The 15,924-nt window shown below is 70.7% G+C and carries 11 protein-coding genes; 5 read left to right on the forward strand and 6 right to left on the reverse strand.

From position 1 onward, the window contains the following. Positions 1-97: 97 nt before the first annotated feature. The 3 genes from ACFXKG_RS04260 to sucC form a co-directional block, all read right to left on the reverse strand. Complete coding sequence (locus ACFXKG_RS04260; RefSeq protein WP_384832063.1) at positions 98-1,642, reverse strand: aldehyde dehydrogenase family protein; 1,545 nt, start codon at positions 1,640-1,642, stop codon at positions 98-100. Between the two features lie 112 nt (positions 1,643-1,754). Beyond that, positions 1,755-2,657, reverse strand: a complete 903-nt coding sequence (gene sucD, locus ACFXKG_RS04265) for a succinate--CoA ligase subunit alpha (RefSeq protein ID WP_384832066.1) — start codon at positions 2,655-2,657, stop codon at positions 1,755-1,757. Positions 2,658-2,670: 13 nt separating this feature from the next. After that, on the reverse strand, positions 2,671-3,804 hold the full coding sequence (sucC, locus tag ACFXKG_RS04270; protein ID WP_384832069.1) for an ADP-forming succinate--CoA ligase subunit beta: 1,134 nt from the start codon (positions 3,802-3,804) through the stop codon (positions 2,671-2,673). A gap of 172 nt (positions 3,805-3,976) precedes the next feature. Between sucC and ACFXKG_RS04275 the strand changes: the two genes are divergently transcribed. The 5 genes from ACFXKG_RS04275 to ACFXKG_RS04295 all read left to right on the forward strand — a co-directional run bounded on the left by ACFXKG_RS04275 (position 3,977) and on the right by ACFXKG_RS04295 (position 12,073). Then, positions 3,977-5,659, forward strand: coding sequence for a thiamine pyrophosphate-binding protein (locus tag ACFXKG_RS04275; protein WP_384832072.1), 1,683 nt, complete (start codon positions 3,977-3,979; stop codon positions 5,657-5,659). 12 nt (positions 5,660-5,671) lie between these two features. Continuing rightward, on the forward strand, positions 5,672-6,937 hold the full coding sequence (gene frc / locus ACFXKG_RS04280) for a formyl-CoA transferase (protein WP_365808864.1): 1,266 nt from the start codon (positions 5,672-5,674) through the stop codon (positions 6,935-6,937). Between the two features lie 2 nt (positions 6,938-6,939). Beyond that, positions 6,940-9,078, forward strand: coding sequence for an acetate--CoA ligase family protein (locus ACFXKG_RS04285; RefSeq protein WP_384832075.1), 2,139 nt, complete (start codon positions 6,940-6,942; stop codon positions 9,076-9,078). 189 nt (positions 9,079-9,267) lie between these two features. Beyond that, a complete protein-coding gene (locus ACFXKG_RS04290) occupies positions 9,268-10,662 on the forward strand; it encodes an OFA family MFS transporter (RefSeq protein WP_384832078.1) in 1,395 nt (464 codons plus the stop codon). 1 nt (position 10,663) lies between these two features. Beyond that, a complete protein-coding gene (locus tag ACFXKG_RS04295) occupies positions 10,664-12,073 on the forward strand; it encodes an OFA family MFS transporter (protein ID WP_384832081.1) in 1,410 nt (469 codons plus the stop codon). Positions 12,074-12,237: 164 nt separating this feature from the next. Here ACFXKG_RS04295 and ACFXKG_RS04300 read toward each other — a convergent pair whose 3' ends face one another. Genes ACFXKG_RS04300 through eboE form a run of 3 tightly spaced genes read right to left on the reverse strand, consistent with a single transcriptional unit; the run spans position 12,238 to position 15,921 of the window. After that, a complete protein-coding gene (locus ACFXKG_RS04300; RefSeq protein ID WP_384832084.1) occupies positions 12,238-13,296 on the reverse strand; it encodes a sugar phosphate isomerase/epimerase family protein in 1,059 nt (352 codons plus the stop codon). Positions 13,297-13,312: 16 nt separating this feature from the next. After that, a complete protein-coding gene (locus ACFXKG_RS04305; RefSeq protein WP_384832087.1) occupies positions 13,313-14,755 on the reverse strand; it encodes an alkaline phosphatase family protein in 1,443 nt (480 codons plus the stop codon). Further along, positions 14,752-15,921 (reverse strand): metabolite traffic protein EboE, encoded by a 1,170-nt coding sequence (eboE, locus tag ACFXKG_RS04310; protein WP_384832090.1) that lies wholly within the window; start codon positions 15,919-15,921, stop codon positions 14,752-14,754. The genes ACFXKG_RS04305 and eboE overlap by 4 nt, the downstream gene beginning before the upstream one ends. Positions 15,922-15,924: the final 3 nt, after the last annotated feature.

A 15,924-nucleotide genomic window follows, 5' to 3' on the forward strand; every position in this document is an offset into this window, starting at 1 on the left:
GTTCCCCCCGGCCGTTCTCACCGCCCCCCACTCGCCCGGGGGGGGGCCCCCCCCCCCACCGGCCGTCACCGCGTGGGCACACGTGGTGCGGCCGCGGTTACGGCATCAGGTGGTAGTCGGGGAAGTTGCCCGGCAGGCGTTCGCCCGGCGGGCCGTCCGTGACCGCGTGGACCAGCAGTTCGCCGCCGACGAAGGCGCCGCGCCAGGAGTGGCCGAAGCCGCCGAACAGCTCGTCGCGGTCGCCCCGGGAGCGGGGTTTTCCGTGGCCGGTCTTGAAGGCCCGGATCTGGGGTGCCAGCCGGGCGTACGTCGCCGGGTCGTCGGTGGACAGGGTCGCGACGAGGGCGCCGTTCGAGGCGTTCATCGCGGCCAGCAGCTCCGCCTCCGTGTCGACCAGGACGATCGTGTCGACCGGGCCGAAGGGTTCCGCGTGGTGGAGCGGGGAGGACGGGGGCGGATTGAGCAGGGTGACCGGGGCCAGATACGCGCTGGTGTCCTGGTCGGGGAGGAAGCGGGCGTCCGCGAGAGCGCCCCGGTGGAGCGGTACGGCGCCGCGGCCGATCGCCTCGGTGACCTGGTCGGCCAGCTCCTTCGCCTTGGCCGCGTTGATGAGCGGCCCGAAGTCCAGCTCCGGCGGCCGGTCGTCCGGGGACTCGACGGCGAGGGGGTGGCCCAGGCGGATCGAGCGTACGGCGGGGAGGTACGCGGCGAGGAAGTCCGCGAAGAGGGAGCGCTGGACGACGAAGCGCGGATACGCCGTGCAGCGCTGCTTGCCGTAGTCGAAGAGCTTGGGGATCACGGCGGTCAGGGCGGAGAAGTCGGTGCAGTTCCAGACGCCCCAGGTGTTGAGCCCCTCCTGTTCGAGGACATGGCGCTTGCCGACGTCGGCGACCGCGGTGGCGATCCCGGCGCCGGTGTCCCGGCCGCCGACGAAGGAGACGCAGCCGATCTCGGGCGCGCGCACCAGCGCCTCGGAGAGTTCGCCGCCGCTGCCGCTGACCAGCGTGACGGGGACGCCCTCGCGGGCGGCGAGCGCGCAGGCCAGGGTGAGACAGGCGACGCCGCCGTCGGTGGGGGTCTTGGCGATGACCGCGTTGCCGGCCAGCGCCTGCACCAGCAGGGCGTGGACGAGGACGGACATCGGATAGTTCCAGCTCGCGATGTTGGAGACCGGCCCCGGCAGCGGGGTACGGCCCGCCAGCATGGGCCCGGCGCCGTCCACGTACCAACGCACGCCGTCGATCGCACGGTCGACGTCGGCCTGGGCGAGGCGCCAGGGCTTGCCGATCTCCCAGACGAGGAGGAGGGCGAGCAGTTCGCGGTGTGCGGTGAGCGCGTCGAGTGTCGCGCTCACCCGGGCGGCGCGCTCCGGCAGGGGGATGTGGCGCCAGGCGCGGTGCGCGTCGAGCGCGGCGCGCACCGCCTGCCGGGCGGTGTCGCCGTCCAGCCGCGGCGGGCCCGCGATCGGGCTCCCGTCGACGGGGCTGGTGGCGGGCAGGGCCCGCCCGTCGGACCGCCAGGACGCGGCCCAGAGGTTGCGTACCCGGTCGTCGTGGAAGGCCTCGGGCGCGGCGGCGAGGCTGCGCCCCCAGGCGTCCGACCAGGCAGTGCCCGGTTTGAGGATCAGTGAGGTGGGTGCCATTGAGGGTCTCCGCTCCGATGAGGCGGGAGGTGCATGGCTCGGTTCGGGCTCGGATCAGGACCGCCGACCGGCGGTACGGGGAGCCGCTGGTGTGGGTGGCACGCACCCGCTCTCAAGTATGGGTGACACCGGGTGACGGCGCGAGGTGGTCCAGGACCAGCCGCGCGGTCTCCGAAGGGGTCGAGCCGACCCGGATGCCGGCCGCCTCCAGCGCCTTGCGCTTGCCCTCCGCCGTACCGGAGGAGCCGGAGACGATCGCGCCCGCGTGCCCCATGGTCCTGCCCTCGGGCGCGGTGAACCCGGCGATGTAGCCGATGACCGGCTTGGTCACCCGCTCGGCGGCGTAGGCGGCGGCGCGTTCCTCGGCGTCGCCGCCGATCTCGCCGATGAGGACGACGAGTTCGGTGTTGGGGTCGTCCTCGAAGGCGGCGAGGCAGTCGATGTGGCTGGTGCCGACGACGGGGTCGCCGCCGATGCCGACCGCCGAGGAGAAGCCGATCTCCCGCAGTTCGTACATGAGCTGGTAGGTGAGCGTGCCGGACTTCGACACAAGGCCGATCCGGCCCGGCTTGGTGGCGATGTCCGCCGGGATGATCCCGGCGTTGGACTGCCCGGGGCTGATGAGGCCGGGGCAGTTGGGGCCGATGATCCGGGTGGCATGCTGCTTGGCGTACGCGGTGAAGGCGACGGCGTCGTGGACGGGGATGCCCTCGGTGATGACGACGGCGAGCCCGATCCCGGCGTCCACCGCCTCGGTCACGGCCGCCCGGGCGAACTGCGGTGGCACGAAGACGACGGTGACGTCCGCGCCGGTCGCCTCGATGCCCTCGCGTACGGAGCCGAAGACGGGCACGGTGGCGCCGTCGAGGTCGATCCGGGCGCCCGCCTTGCGCGGGTTGACGCCGCCGACGACCGTGGTGCCCGCGGCGAGCATCCGCCGGGTGTGCCGCATGCCCTCGGCGCCGGTCATGCCCTGGACGAGTACCTTGCTCTCCTTGGTCAGGAAGATGGCCATGGTGTTCCTCTCCTCATCCGGCGTTCGCGAGCGCGGCGGCCTGCCGGGCCGCCCCGTCCATGGTGGTGGCCTGCTGTACGAGCGGGTGCGCGCGCTCCGCGAGGATCGCCCGGCCGCGGGCCGCGCTGTTGCCGTCGAGGCGGACCACGAGCGGCCGGGTCAACGTCACTGATTCCAGGGCCCGTACGATGCCGTCGGCGACCGCGTCGCAGGCCGTGATGCCGCCGAAGACATTGACGAAGACGGATTTCACGGCCGGGTCGGCGAGGATGACGGACAGCCCGTCCGCCATCACCTGGGCCGACGCGCCTCCCCCGATGTCGAGGAAGTTGGCGGGGCGGGCGCCGCAGCCGGCCACCACGTCGAGGGTGGACATGACGAGGCCGGCGCCGTTGCCGATGATGCCGACCTCGCCGTCGAGCTTCACGTAGTTGAGCCCCTTGGCCGCCGCCTCCGCCTCCAGCGGGTCGCCGCCGGGATCGGTCTCCACCTCGCCCCGACGCGCCTGTCGGAAGAGGGCGTTGTCGTCAAGGGTGACCTTGCCGTCGAGGGCGAGAATGAGTCCTTCCGTGGTACGTACCAACGGGTTCACCTCGACCAGCAGGGCGTCCTCGCGGACCACCACCTGCCAGAGCGCCCGCAGGACGGGGACGACTCCGCCGGGCAGTCCGGCCGCCGCGGCGATCCGGGTGGCGACCTCCTCGGTGACGCCTTCCGCCGGGTCGACGGGGACCCGGGCCACCGCCTCGGGGCGGACCGCCGCGACCTCCTCGATCTCCATGCCGCCCTCGGCCGAGGCGATCGCGAGGAAGGTCCCGGCCGCCCGGTCGAGGACGTAGCTCACATAGAACTCGGCCTCGATGTCGACGGGTTGGGCGAGCATGACCGTGCGGACGGTGTGCCCCTTGATGTCCATGCCGAGTATCTGGCGTGCGGTCAGTTCGGCCGCCGCCGGGTCGGCGGCGAGCTTCACCCCGCCCGCCTTGCCGCGCCCTCCGGTCTTCACCTGCGCCTTGACGACCACGCGCCCGCCGAGCCGCCGCGCGGCGGCCCCGGCGTCCTTGGCCGTGGCCGCCACCTCGGCTTCCGGCACCACGATGCCGTGTTCCGCGAAGAGTTCCCTTGCCTGGTGTTCGTACAGATCCATGGCTGCTCCCCTTGCTTTCCCTTTGACGAAAAGTGGCGCACGCCCCCTGGACACCACCCGCCCGGATGCGGGATAACAAGTTTCATACAGTATTCGTCGACTGTATGCAATGTACCGGGGCGGGCGCTCGCCCCTCCCCGGCGAAGGACTACGAAGGGACAGGGACCTCCTCATGCCCGACGACAGCCAGGAACTCATCTCCGGTGGTCATCTCGTCGCCAAGGCACTCAAAGCGGAGGGTGTCGAGGTCATCTACACCCTCTGCGGCGGCCACATCATCGACATCTACGACGGCTGCGTCGACGAGGGCATCGATGTCGTCGACGTACGTCATGAGCAGGTGGCCGCCCACGCCGCGGACGGCTACGCCCGTATCACCGGAAAGCCGGGGTGCGCGGTGGTCACCGCGGGGCCCGGTACGACCGACGCCGTGACGGGGGTCGCCAACGCCTTCCGCGCCGAGTCGCCCATGCTGCTGATCGGCGGTCAGGGGGCCCACACCCAGCACAAGATGGGGTCGCTCCAGGATCTCCCCCATGTCGACATGATGACCCCCATCACCAAGTTCGCCGCCACCGTGCCGGACACGGCCCGCGCGGCCGACATGGTCTCGATGGCGTTCCGCGAGTGCTATCACGGCGCCCCGGGGCCGTCCTTCCTGGAGATCCCGCGCGATGTGCTGGACGCCAAGGTGCCGGTGGAGAAGGCCCGGGTCCCCGCGGCCGGACAGTACCGGGCCTCGACCCGCTCGGCCGGCGACCCCGAGGCCGTCGAGAAGCTCGCCGACCTGCTCACGCACGCCGAGAAGCCGGCCATCCTGCTCGGCAGCCAGGTCTGGACGACCCGGGCCACCGACGCGGCGATCGAGCTGGTGCGGACGCTCAACATCCCCGCGTACATGAACGGGGCGGGACGCGGCACCCTGGCCCCCGGCGACCCGCACCACTTCCAGCTCTCGCGGCGCTACGCCTTCTCCAACGCCGACCTCATCGTCATCGTCGGGACGCCCTTCGACTTCCGCATGGGGTACGGCAAGCGGCTCTCGCCCGACGCGACCGTCGTCCAGATCGACCTCGACTACCGTACGGTCGGCAAGAACCGGGACATCGACCTCGGCATCGTCGGGGACGCCGGGCTCGTGCTCTCCTCCGTCACCCAGGCCGCGAGCGGGCGGCTCAACGGCGGCTCGGTGAAGCGGAAGGCGTGGCTGGACGAGCTGCGTGCCGCCGAGCAGACCGCCGTCGAGAAGCGGCTGCCGCAGCTGCGCTCGGACGCCTCGCCCATCCACCCGTACCGGCTGGTCAGCGAGATCAACGAGTTCCTCACCGAGGACTCCATCTACATCGGGGACGGCGGCGACATCGTCACCTTCTCCGGGCAGGTCGTCCAGCCCAAGTCGCCCGGCCACTGGATGGACCCGGGCCCGCTCGGCACCCTCGGTGTCGGTGTCCCCTTCGTGCTCGCCGCCAAGCAGGCCCGGCCCGACAAGGAGGTCGTGGCGCTCTTCGGCGACGGCGCCTTCTCGCTGACCGGCTGGGACTTCGAGACGCTGGTCCGCTACAACCTGCCGTTCGTCGGCATCGTCGGCAACAACTCCTCGATGAACCAGATCCGTTACGGCCAGAAGGCCAAGTACGGCGACGAGCGCGAGCGCGTCGGCAACACCCTCGGGGACGTCCACTACGACAAGTTCGCCCAGATGCTGGGCGGTTACGGCGAAGAGGTCCGCGACCCGGCGGACATCGCCCCCGCGCTGCGGCGCGCCCGCGAGTCCGGGCTGCCGTCGCTGATCAACGTCTGGGTCGACCCCGACGCGTACGCCCCCGGAACCATGAACCAGACCATGTACAAGTGAAGGAGCCCTCCCATGACCCAGGCTCTTGAGACCCCGCCCACCGGCACCCCCCAGAAGGCGCTCTCGGGCGTACGCGTCCTGGACATGACGCACGTCCAGTCGGGGCCCTCGGCCACCCAGCTGCTCGGCTGGCTCGGCGCGGACGTGGTGAAGCTGGAGGCGCCGAGCGGCGACATCACCCGCAAGCAGCTGCGCGACCTGCCCGACGTCGACTCGCTGTACTTCACGATGCTCAACTGCAACAAGCGGTCCATCACCCTCAACACCAAGACCGAGCGCGGCAAGGAGATCCTCACGGAACTCATCCGCCGCTCCGACGTGATGGTGGAGAACTTCGGCCCGGGAGCCGTGGACCGGATGGGGTTCACCTGGGAGCGCATCCAGGAGATCAACCCCCGGATCGTCTACGCCTCCATCAAGGGGTTCGGAGAGGGCCCGTACACCAACTTCAAGGCGTACGAGGTGGTCGCGCAGGCCATGGGCGGCTCGATGTCCACCACCGGCTTCGAGGACGGCCCGCCGCTCGCCACCGGCGCGCAGATCGGCGACTCCGGCACCGGCATCCACGCGGTCGCCGGGATACTCGCCGCGCTCTTCCAGCGCGAGCACACCGGGCGCGGCCAGCGCGTCAACGTGGCGATGCAGCACGCCGTGCTCAACCTCTGCCGGGTGAAACTCCGCGACCAGCAGCGGCTCGCCCACGGCCCGCTCGCCGAGTACCCGAACGACGACTTCGGCGACGAGGTGCCCCGCAGCGGCAACGCGAGCGGCGGCGGACAGCCCGGCTGGGCCGTCAAGTGCGCGCCGGGCGGCCCCAACGACTACGTGTACGTCATCGTGCAGCCGGTCGGGTGGCGGCCGGTCACCGAGCTGATGGGCCGGCCCGAGCTGGCGGACGACCCCGAGTGGGCGACGCCCGAGGCGCGGCTGCCGAAGCTCGGCAAGATGTTCCAGCTCATAGAGGAGTGGACGGCGACCCTGCCCAAGTGGGAGGTGCTGGAGCGGCTCAACGCCCACAACATCCCGTGCGGCCCGATCCTCTCCACCAAGGAGATCATCGAGGACGCCTCGCTCGCGGCCAACGAGATGGTCGTCGAGGTCCCCCACCCCCAGCGCGGCTCGTTCACCACGGTCGGCAGCCCGCTGAAGCTCTCCGACTCCCCCGTCGACGTGTTCACCTCGCCGCTGCTCGGTGAGCACAACGCGGAGGTGTACGTGGGCGAACTGGGCCTGGGCGACGAGGAACTGCGGCTTCTCAAGACGGACGGAGTCATCTAGCGGTGGACAGCAACGAAGAGAGCAGGAAGACCGTACGGGCGTTGCTGGACGCGGCGCTCGCCGAGGGCCGCACCGCGCTCACCGCGCCCGAGGGCAAGGCCGTCACGGACGCGTACGGCATCCCCACCCCGGCCGAGGCGCTGGCCGAGAGCGCCGACGAGGCGGTGGCGCTGGCCGACCGGATCGGCTTCCCGGTGGCGATGAAGATCGTCTCCCCGGAGATCCTGCACAAGACGGACGCGGGCGGCGTACGGATCGGGCTGTCGTCCGCTGCGGAGGTGCGCGGCGCGTTCACCGCGATCGTCACCAACGCCCGTGCGTACGACCCGAATGCGCGGATCCTGGGCGTGCAGATCCAGCAGATGGTGCCCGAGGGGACCGAGGTGCTGATCGGCACCGTCACCGACCCGACCTTCGGCAAGATCGTGGCGTTCGGGCTCGGCGGCGTGCTGGTGGAGGTCCTCAAGGACGTCACCTTCCGGCTCGCCCCCGCCTCCACGGACGACGCGCTGTCGATGCTCGACGGGATCCGCGCGGCGGAGATCCTGCGCGGAGTGCGCGGCGCGGCGCCCGTCGACCGGGACGCGCTGGCCGGGCTGATCGTCAAGGTGTCGCGGCTCGCCGCCGACTTCCCGGAGATCGCCGAGGTCGACCTCAACCCGGTGTTCGCGTCGGCGAACGGGGTGATGGCCGCCGACGTGCGGATCCTGCTCGACGCCGAACGGCCGCCCGCGCGGCGGAGTTACGGCCGCGAGGAGATCCTCGCCTCGATGCGGCGGCTGATGAAGCCCACCTCCGTGGCGGTGATCGGAGCCTCCAACGAGCAGGGCAAGATCGGCAATTCGGTCATGCGGAACCTGATCGACGGAGGTTTCCCCGGCGAGATCCATCCGGTGAACCCCAAAGCCGATGACATTCTCGGCCGCAAGGCGTACAAGAGCGTGATGGACGTTCCGGGTGAGCCCGACGTGGCGGTCTTCGCGATTCCCGCGAAGTTCGTGCCCGCCGCGCTGGAGGAGGTCGGCCGCAAGGGCATCCCGAACGCCGTGCTGATCCCGTCCGGCTTCGCCGAGACCGGCGAACACGAGCTCCAGGATCGGATCGTGGCCATCGCGGAGGAGCACGGCGTCCGGCTGCTGGGGCCGAACATCTACGGCTACTACTCCACCTGGCAGGACCTCTGCGCCACCTTCTGCACCCCGTACGACGTCAAGGGCGGCGTGGCGCTGACCTCGCAGTCCGGTGGCATCGGGATGGCCATCCTCGGCTTCGCGCGGTCCACGAAGACGGGGGTCTCGGCGATCGTCGGACTCGGCAACAAGTCCGACCTGGACGAGGACGACCTGCTGACCTGGTTCGGCGAGGACCCGCACACCGAGTGCATCGCGATGCACCTGGAGGACCTCAAGGACGGCCGCGCGTTCGTGTCGGCGGCGCGGGCCACCGTACCGAAGAAGCCGGTGGTCGTCCTGAAGGCCGGGCGCACGGCGGCCGGCGCGAAGGCGGCGGGCTCGCACACCGGCGCGCTCGCCGGGGACGACGCGGTGTACGACGACATCCTGCGCCAGGCCGGGGTCATCAGGGCACCGGGGCTGAGCGAGATGCTGGAGTACGCGCGGGCGCTGCCCGTGCTCCCCACTCCGCGCGGTGACAACGTCGTCATCATCACGGGCGCGGGCGGCTCGGGGGTGCTCCTCTCGGACGCCATCGTCGACAACGGGCTCTCCCTGATGGAGATTCCGCCGGATCTGGACGAGGCGTTCCGCGCGTTCATCCCGCCGTTCGGCGCGGCCGGCAACCCGGTGGACATCACCGGCGGCGAACCGCCGTCCACGTACGAGGCGACGATCCGGCTGGGTCTGGAGGACCCGCGGATCCATGCGCTGGTCCTCGGGTACTGGCACACGATCGTCACCCCTCCGATGGTCTTCGCCGAACTCACGGCGCGGGTCGTGGCGGAGTTCCGGGAGCGGGGCGTCCACAAGCCGGTGGTGGCCTCCCTCGCGGGCGACGTGGAGGTAGAGGAGGCGTGCCAGTACCTCTTCGACCACGGGGTGGTGGCCTACCCGTACACCACGGAGCAGCCGGTCGCGGTGCTCGGTGCCAAATACCGGTGGGCGCGGGCGGCGGGGCTGCTGTGAGTCACGGACAGCGACCGACACCGGCCGGGGGTCCGGGGGTTGTCCCCCGGGCATGCCACCGCCGGTGGGCGCGGGCGGCGGGGCTGTTGGGAGGCGGTTCATGACCTGACCTCACCCGGGCACGGCACGAAGGTTTTGGACAGGGGGCGCTGGCCAGTTCTTTCGATGCAAGGGGTGCGAGAAACCATCATGAAAACGACAGCCACTCAACTCGACAGCTCCGTTCCCTACAAAGAGGTGACGGACCGCAACGGACGCGTGTACCGGATCGGTGAGAGCGACCGGGACATCATGGGCCGGCCCCGATGGACGATGGTGCTCTTCCCGTGGATGGGCATGCTCGGCATCAGTTCGTCGGAGTACGCGTTCACCTCCGCGGAGGACACGCTGCACCAGGCCCATCTGTGGAGCAGCGGACACATCTTCTGGCTGATGGGCGTCTGGGTCTTCTTCCAGGCGGCCGTCGCCTTCCCGGCCGGGCAGCTCAGGGAGAGCGGCAGGCTGCCCGCCCGCTACGCCATGATGCTGGGCGCGCTGGGGACGTTGCTGGGCTATGTGTCCCTGGCGTACGCCCCGCACGTGATCGTGGCGTACCTCGGCTTCGGCATGTTCAGCGGGATCGGCGCCGGTCTGGTCTACGCGACCTGCGTCAACATGGTCGGCAAGTGGTATCCCGAGCGCAAGGGAGGCAAGACTGGCCTCGTCAACGGCGGTTTCGCCTACGGCTCGGTGCCGTTCGTCTTCCTCTTCACCTCGTACATGGACCTGAGCAACTACCAGGGTGTGCTGGTCTTCGTCGGTGTGCTCTGCTGCCTCGTCGTGGCGGTCGCCGGCTGGTTCTTCAAGGACCCGCCGAAGTACTGGTGGCCGCGGGGCGCCGATCCGCTGAAGGTCTCCGACGACCCGAGGGTCCGGCGCGCGCTGGCGAAGAACCCGCCGGCCGTCAAGCAGTACACACCGCGCGAGGCGGCCCGCACACCGGTGCTGTGGATGATGTGGTTCTGCCTGCTCTGCACGGCGGGGATCAACATCTTCGGCATAGCGTTCCAGGTGCCCTTCGGCAAGGACATGGGCTTCGCGGGCGGGATAGTGGCCACGGCGATGTCCCTCAAGGCGATCGTGAACGGTACGGGGCGCGGTGTCATCGGCTGGATCTCCGACCGGTACGGGCGCCGCAACACCCTGATCATCGTCTGTCTGGTGCTCGGCAGCGCGCAGTTCGGTGTGCTGATCTCCGGGTCGATGGGGAGCATGCCGTTCTTCCTGTTCTGCTCGATGGTCTCCGGCTTCGGCGGCGGGGCGATCTTCCCGCTGTTCGCGGCGATGACGGCGGACTATTTCGGGGAGAACAACAATGCCTCGAACTACGGCATGGTCTACAGCTCCAAGCTCATATCGGGCCTGGTCGGCTCCGGTGTGGGAGCCCTCGTGGTGGGTGCCTGGGACTACGAGGGCGCGTTCGTGATCGCCGGCAGTATCGGCCTCGCCTCCGCCGTCCTCGCGGTGTTCCTGAAGGCACCCGGCAGGCCCGACGTGAAGAAGATCCAGCCCAACCCGAACCCGATCGGCCGGGAGATCGCCTGATATGACCACTGAACCACTCTCCGGTCCGTCCGCGTCGGCCAGCGCCGGCGCGGGCTACCGCGAGATCACCGACGCCCATGGCCGGGTCTACCGGGTCGGCGAGTCCGACCGGCAGATCCTGGGCCTCCCCCGCTGGACGATGGTGGCCCTGCCCTGGCTCGCCATGCTCGCCATCAGTGTCTTCGAGTACGCCTTCGGGGCGGCCGAGCAGACGCTGTCCAGGGCACATCACTGGACCTCGACGAACACCTTCTGGGTGCTCAGCGTCTGGATCTTCTTCCAGGCCGCGGTCTCCTTCCCCGCCGGACGCCTGCGGGAGAAGGGGATCCTGAGCAGCAGGGCGGCCATGCTGATCGGCTCGTTCTGCTCGCTGCTGGGGTTCGTCAGTCTCGGTCACGCGCCGGACTTCTGGTTCGCGCTGGCCGGTTTCGGGCTGCTGGGCGGGCTCGGCTCCGGACTGATCTACTCGACCTGCGTCAACATGGTCGGCAAGTGGTACCCCGAACGCAGGGGCGGCAAGACGGGGCTGGTCAACGGCGCGTTCGCCTATGGCGCGGTGCCGTTCGTCTTCCTGTTCACGTACGGCTTCGACACCTCGAACTACCGGACCGTCCTGGACCTCGTCGGGGTGTACGTGCTCGTACTGACGCTGGTGGCGGGGGTGTTCTTCAAGGATCCGCCGAAGAACTGGTGGCCCGAGGAGATCGATCCGCTGCGCCGCTCCGGGGACCCCAAGTCGTCGCTGGCGCTGGCGAAGAACCCGCCCGCGGTGCGGCAGTACACACCGCGGGAGGCGTTACGCACCGGGATCGTGCCCCTGATGTGGCTGTGCATGCTGTGCTGCGCGGGTGTGTCGATCTTCGGGATCTCGTTCCAGGTGCCGTTCGCCAAGGAGATGGGGTTCGGTCCGCTGATCGCGGCGTCGTCCATGGGGGTGATGGCGGTGATCAACGGCACCGGGCGGGGTGTGGTCGGCTGGCTCTCCGACAAGCTGGGCCGGCGACCGACCCTCACCTACGTGTGTCTGGTGCTGGCCGTGGCGCAGTTCGGTGTGCTGTGGGCGGGCGAGATCCGCAACCAGACGCTGTTCCTGGCCTTCGCCTTCCTGTCCGGCTTCGGCGGCGGGGCGTTCTATCCGCTGTTCGCCGCGCTGGTCCCGGACTACTTCGGGGAGAACTACAACGCGTCGAACTACGGCATGGTCTACAGCGCGAAGCTGGTCAGCGGCTTGTTCGGCGGCGGAATGGGGGCGGTCGTGGTCGCCTCGTGGGGATACGTCGGCGCGTACCTGGCGTCCGGTGTGGTCTCGCTGGTCGCCGCGGGACTCTCGCTGGTCCTGCGGCAGCCGGGCCGCCCGCGGCCCGGACGGCGCCCGGTCCCGCTGCCGCGGCCGGGCGAGGCCACCGCCTGAACGGCTGAGCCCCCGGGCGCGGCCGGGCACGACGGAACACGGCGGAACACCGCACATTCGAGGGAACACGACGGAACCCTGAGGATCAGCAGACGGCCCTCCCCGCGGCGCTGTGCCGGCCGCGCGGAGGGCCGCCGTCGCATCTTCTCGGCGACGTCCGGGAGTTACCGCTTCTCGCGCAGCGAGTGCAGATGCGCCGAGGACTTCTGGGCGAACAGCAGCGAGTCCACCGGCTGGTCGTGCTCCACCTGCCAGTGGTGGCCGCGCCGGCCGCCGTGCGTCTTGTTGACGGCCGAGATGAAGCGCTGGTAGTCGATGTCGCCGTCGCCGACGTCCACCATCCGGTAGCCGTCGCGGGCCGTGATGTCCTCGATGCCGTCCTTCACGTGGAAGAGCGGGTAGCGGTGGGGCTGCTTGAGGACGTACCGCAGCGGGTCGAAGGGCGCGGGCCTGCCCTCGGGCGTCTTGCTGAAGCGGAACTGGCCGGCGTACGCCCAGTAGATGTCCATCTCCAGGTAGACCAGGCTCGGGTCGGTCTCGGCGAGGAGGACGTCGTAGAGCCGTACGTTCGGCTGGTCGGTGGCGAAGGAGAACTCCTCCGCGTGGTTGTGCTGGTAGAACTTCATGCCGCGCCGCTTGGCCGCCGCGCCGTAGGCGTTGAAGTCGGCCGCGGCCCGCTTCCAGGCGTCGACGGTCGATCCGTGCCGGAAGGGGCCCGACGCGGTGCCTATGTGGTCCAGGCCGAGTTCCTGGGCGTCGTCCAGGACCTTGGTGAGGTTCTGGGCGAAGCTGTAGGCGTTGGGGTTGCTGTCGTCGGCGTAGTTGACATGGCTGCCGATGGGCTTGAGACCGTGGTCCCTGGCCAGTCTCTTCAGCTGCGGCAGGGTGATGGCACCGGCGCTGCCCTGGGTGTATCCCGCGAACTCGATCTCGTCGTAGCCGAACCGCTCCAGCTCGTCGAAGACCTTGGCGAAGCCGATCGTGGACACCTTGTCGCGCAGCGAGTACAGCTGGATGCCGAGCCGGCCGGGCGGCAGGACGGGCTGTCCCGTGCCGTGGCCGCCGTGGCCGGGGCGGGGGCCCGAGCCGTGGGCGGCGGCCGGGGTGGCCACGGCCGAGGCGCCGACCACCGCTGCCGCGGTGGCCCCCGCGGCCACACCGAGCATGCCGCGCCGGCTGAGCTTGTGTGCGAGTTCGGGGTCTGCTGGGGTCTTGCGGCTCATTGCGGAACTCCTTCTGTCAGTGCAGTCCGGCAAGGTGGAGGAGAAGGCTCTTCACGTCGGTGGCCGCGACACGGTCACCGAGGTCATGGGGTATGGAGCAGAGGATGAGCGGGCCTTCCTCGTCGTTCGCGGGGAGCCGGCCGTGGCTGCCGCGGATGGGCGAGGGGTCGAGGGGCACGACCGCGAGCCGGTAGCGCATCCCGAGCTTCTTGCGGGCGATCGCCTTGGCCGCCTTGAGGCGTACGTACGGATCGAGGGGGTCCATGAACAGCTCGACGGGGTCGTAGCCGGGCTTCCGGTGGATCTCCACGAGCTGCGCGAAGTCGGGCGCCCGGTCGTCGTCCAGCCAGTAGTAGTACGTGAACCAGGCGTCGGGTTCCGCGACGGCCACCAGCTCCCCGGAGCGGGGGTGGTCGAGCCCGTGCGCCTTCTTGCCCTCGTCGTCGAGGAGCTGCTCGATCCCTTCGAGGTCCTTCAGCGCCTCGCGGGTCGCGTCCAGGTCCTCGGGGCGGCGCACGTAGACGTGCGCGAGCTGGTGGTCGGAGACGGCGAAGGCGCGGGAGGCCATGGTGTCCAGGTACTCCATGCCGTCCTGGGTGTGGACCTCCAGCAGTCCGGCCCGGCGCAGCGCGCGGTTGATGTCGACGGCCCGGGAGACCCGGGTGATGCCGTACTCGGAGAGCGCCACGACGGTACGGCCCTCCGCCTCCGCGTCGGCGAGCAACGGGGCCATGGCCGCGTCGAGTTCGGCGGCGGCCCGGTGGGAGCGGGGGTCGTCGGGGCCGAAGCGCTGGAGGTCGTAGTCGAGGTGCGGCAGATAGCAGAGGGCGAGATCGGGGCGGCGGGTGGCCACGATGTGCCGGGTCGCGTCGATGATCCACTGGGAGGAGACCAGGTCGGCGCCGGGTCCCCAGAAGTGGAAGAGGGGGAACGTGCCGAAAAGCTCCGTGAGTTCGTCGTGGAGCGCGGGCGGCCGGGTGTAGCAGTCGGGCTCCTTGCGGCCGTCGGCGTAGTAGACGGGGCGCGGGGTGACGGTGTAGTCGGTGTCCGCGCCCATCGCGTACCACCAGCAGATGTTGGCGACGGTGTAGCCGGGGTAGGCGCGGCGGGCCGCGTCCCAGAGCTTGTCGCCGGAGACGAGGCCGTTGTGCTGGCGCCAGAGCAGGACGTCGCCGAGCTCCCGGAAGTACCAGCCGTTGCCGACGATGCCGTGCTCGGCGGGGAGCGTGCCGGTGAGGAAGGTGGACTGGGCGCTGCAGGTGACGGCCGGCAGCACGGTGGTCAGCGGGGCGCGCGCGCCCGCTCCGGCCAGCTTCGACAGGTTCGGCATGTGGCGCAGCAGTTGCGGGGTGAGGCCGACGACGTCCAGGACCAGCAGCGGGGTCGGACGCGCGGCCTCGCCCCCGGGCCGGGTGCCGGACGGGGCGTCGGCCGGGGGCCCGGCCGGGGTGTCGCTCATGGCAGCTCCTTGAGACCGAGGTCGACCAGCAGGTCCCTGGCCAGGGTGAGTTCGGCGGCGATGCCCTCGGCGAGCCGGCCGCGCGAGCGGGGCCGCAGCTCCGGCGGGAGCGCCTGCCAGGTGTACGTCTCGACCTCCAGATGGCGGGTGCGCGGCGACGCGCCGCCGACGAGCCGGGCCAGCGCGTCCTGGAGGACGGGGAGGGTGGAGGTGAGCGGCGGGGCGGGCGGGGCGTGCAGCGGTACGTGGAAGTGGGCGCGCCAGGGCGCCCCTTCGGGCAGGGAGCGGCCGGCCAGCGCCTCGTCCAGGTCGTCGGTGCCGCGCAGTCCGGCGGCGGTGCTGGTGCGGGTCTGGTGGAGGAAGCGGGGCTCGGCGAAGGCCCGCAGCGCCTCCCGTACCTCGGGGAGGTGGGGGTGTTCGGCGTGCAGGGCGGCGGAGAGCTGCGCCTTGGGCACGGGGATACGGGCCGCCTCCAGCGCGTCGAGAGCGGTGGCCGGGTCCTCGAAGGAGGTGGCGAGGTGGCAGGTGTCGACGCAGATGCCGATGCGGTCGCCGCCGAGCGCGGTGAGTGGGGCGATCGCGTCGGCGGTGGTCTCGACGATGCAGCCGGGCTCGGGTTCCAGGGCGATCCTGATGGACTTGCCGGTCAGCTCCTCCAGCGCGTCGAGGCGTCCGGAGAGGGTGGTGAGCGCGGCGTGGGCGGTGTGAGCCGCTCGGTCGTCCCAGTCGGTGCGCCAGCCGAGGGGCAGGGTGGAGACCGAGCCCTCGGTGACGTCGTCGGGCAGCAGCGCGGCGAGCAGCCTGGCCAGGTCGGCGGTGTAGGACAGCCTCTCCGGATCGGCCCAGTCGGGCTTGTAGACGCGGTACTTGACCTCTTCGGCGCCGAAGCCCTCGTACGGGAAGCCGTTGAGGGTGACGACCTCCAGGCCGCGCCGGTCGAGTTCGGCGCGCAGAGCGCGCAGCACCGCCGGGTCGTTGATCAGGGCCTGGGCGGCGTCCCTGGCGAGCCAGAGGCCGATGCCGAGGCGGTCCCGGCCGAGGCGTTTGCGTACCGGCTCGCAGTGGTCGCGCAGTTGGGCCAGGACGCCTTCGAGGGTCTCGGCGGGGTGGACGTTGGTGCAGTAGGCGAGGTGGACGGTGGAGCCGTCGGGGTGGCGGAAGCGCATCGG

Origin of the sequence: Streptomyces sp. NPDC059255, from assembly GCF_042752355.1 — a bacterium.
In the GTDB taxonomy this organism is placed as follows: domain Bacteria; phylum Actinomycetota; class Actinomycetes; order Streptomycetales; family Streptomycetaceae; genus Streptomyces.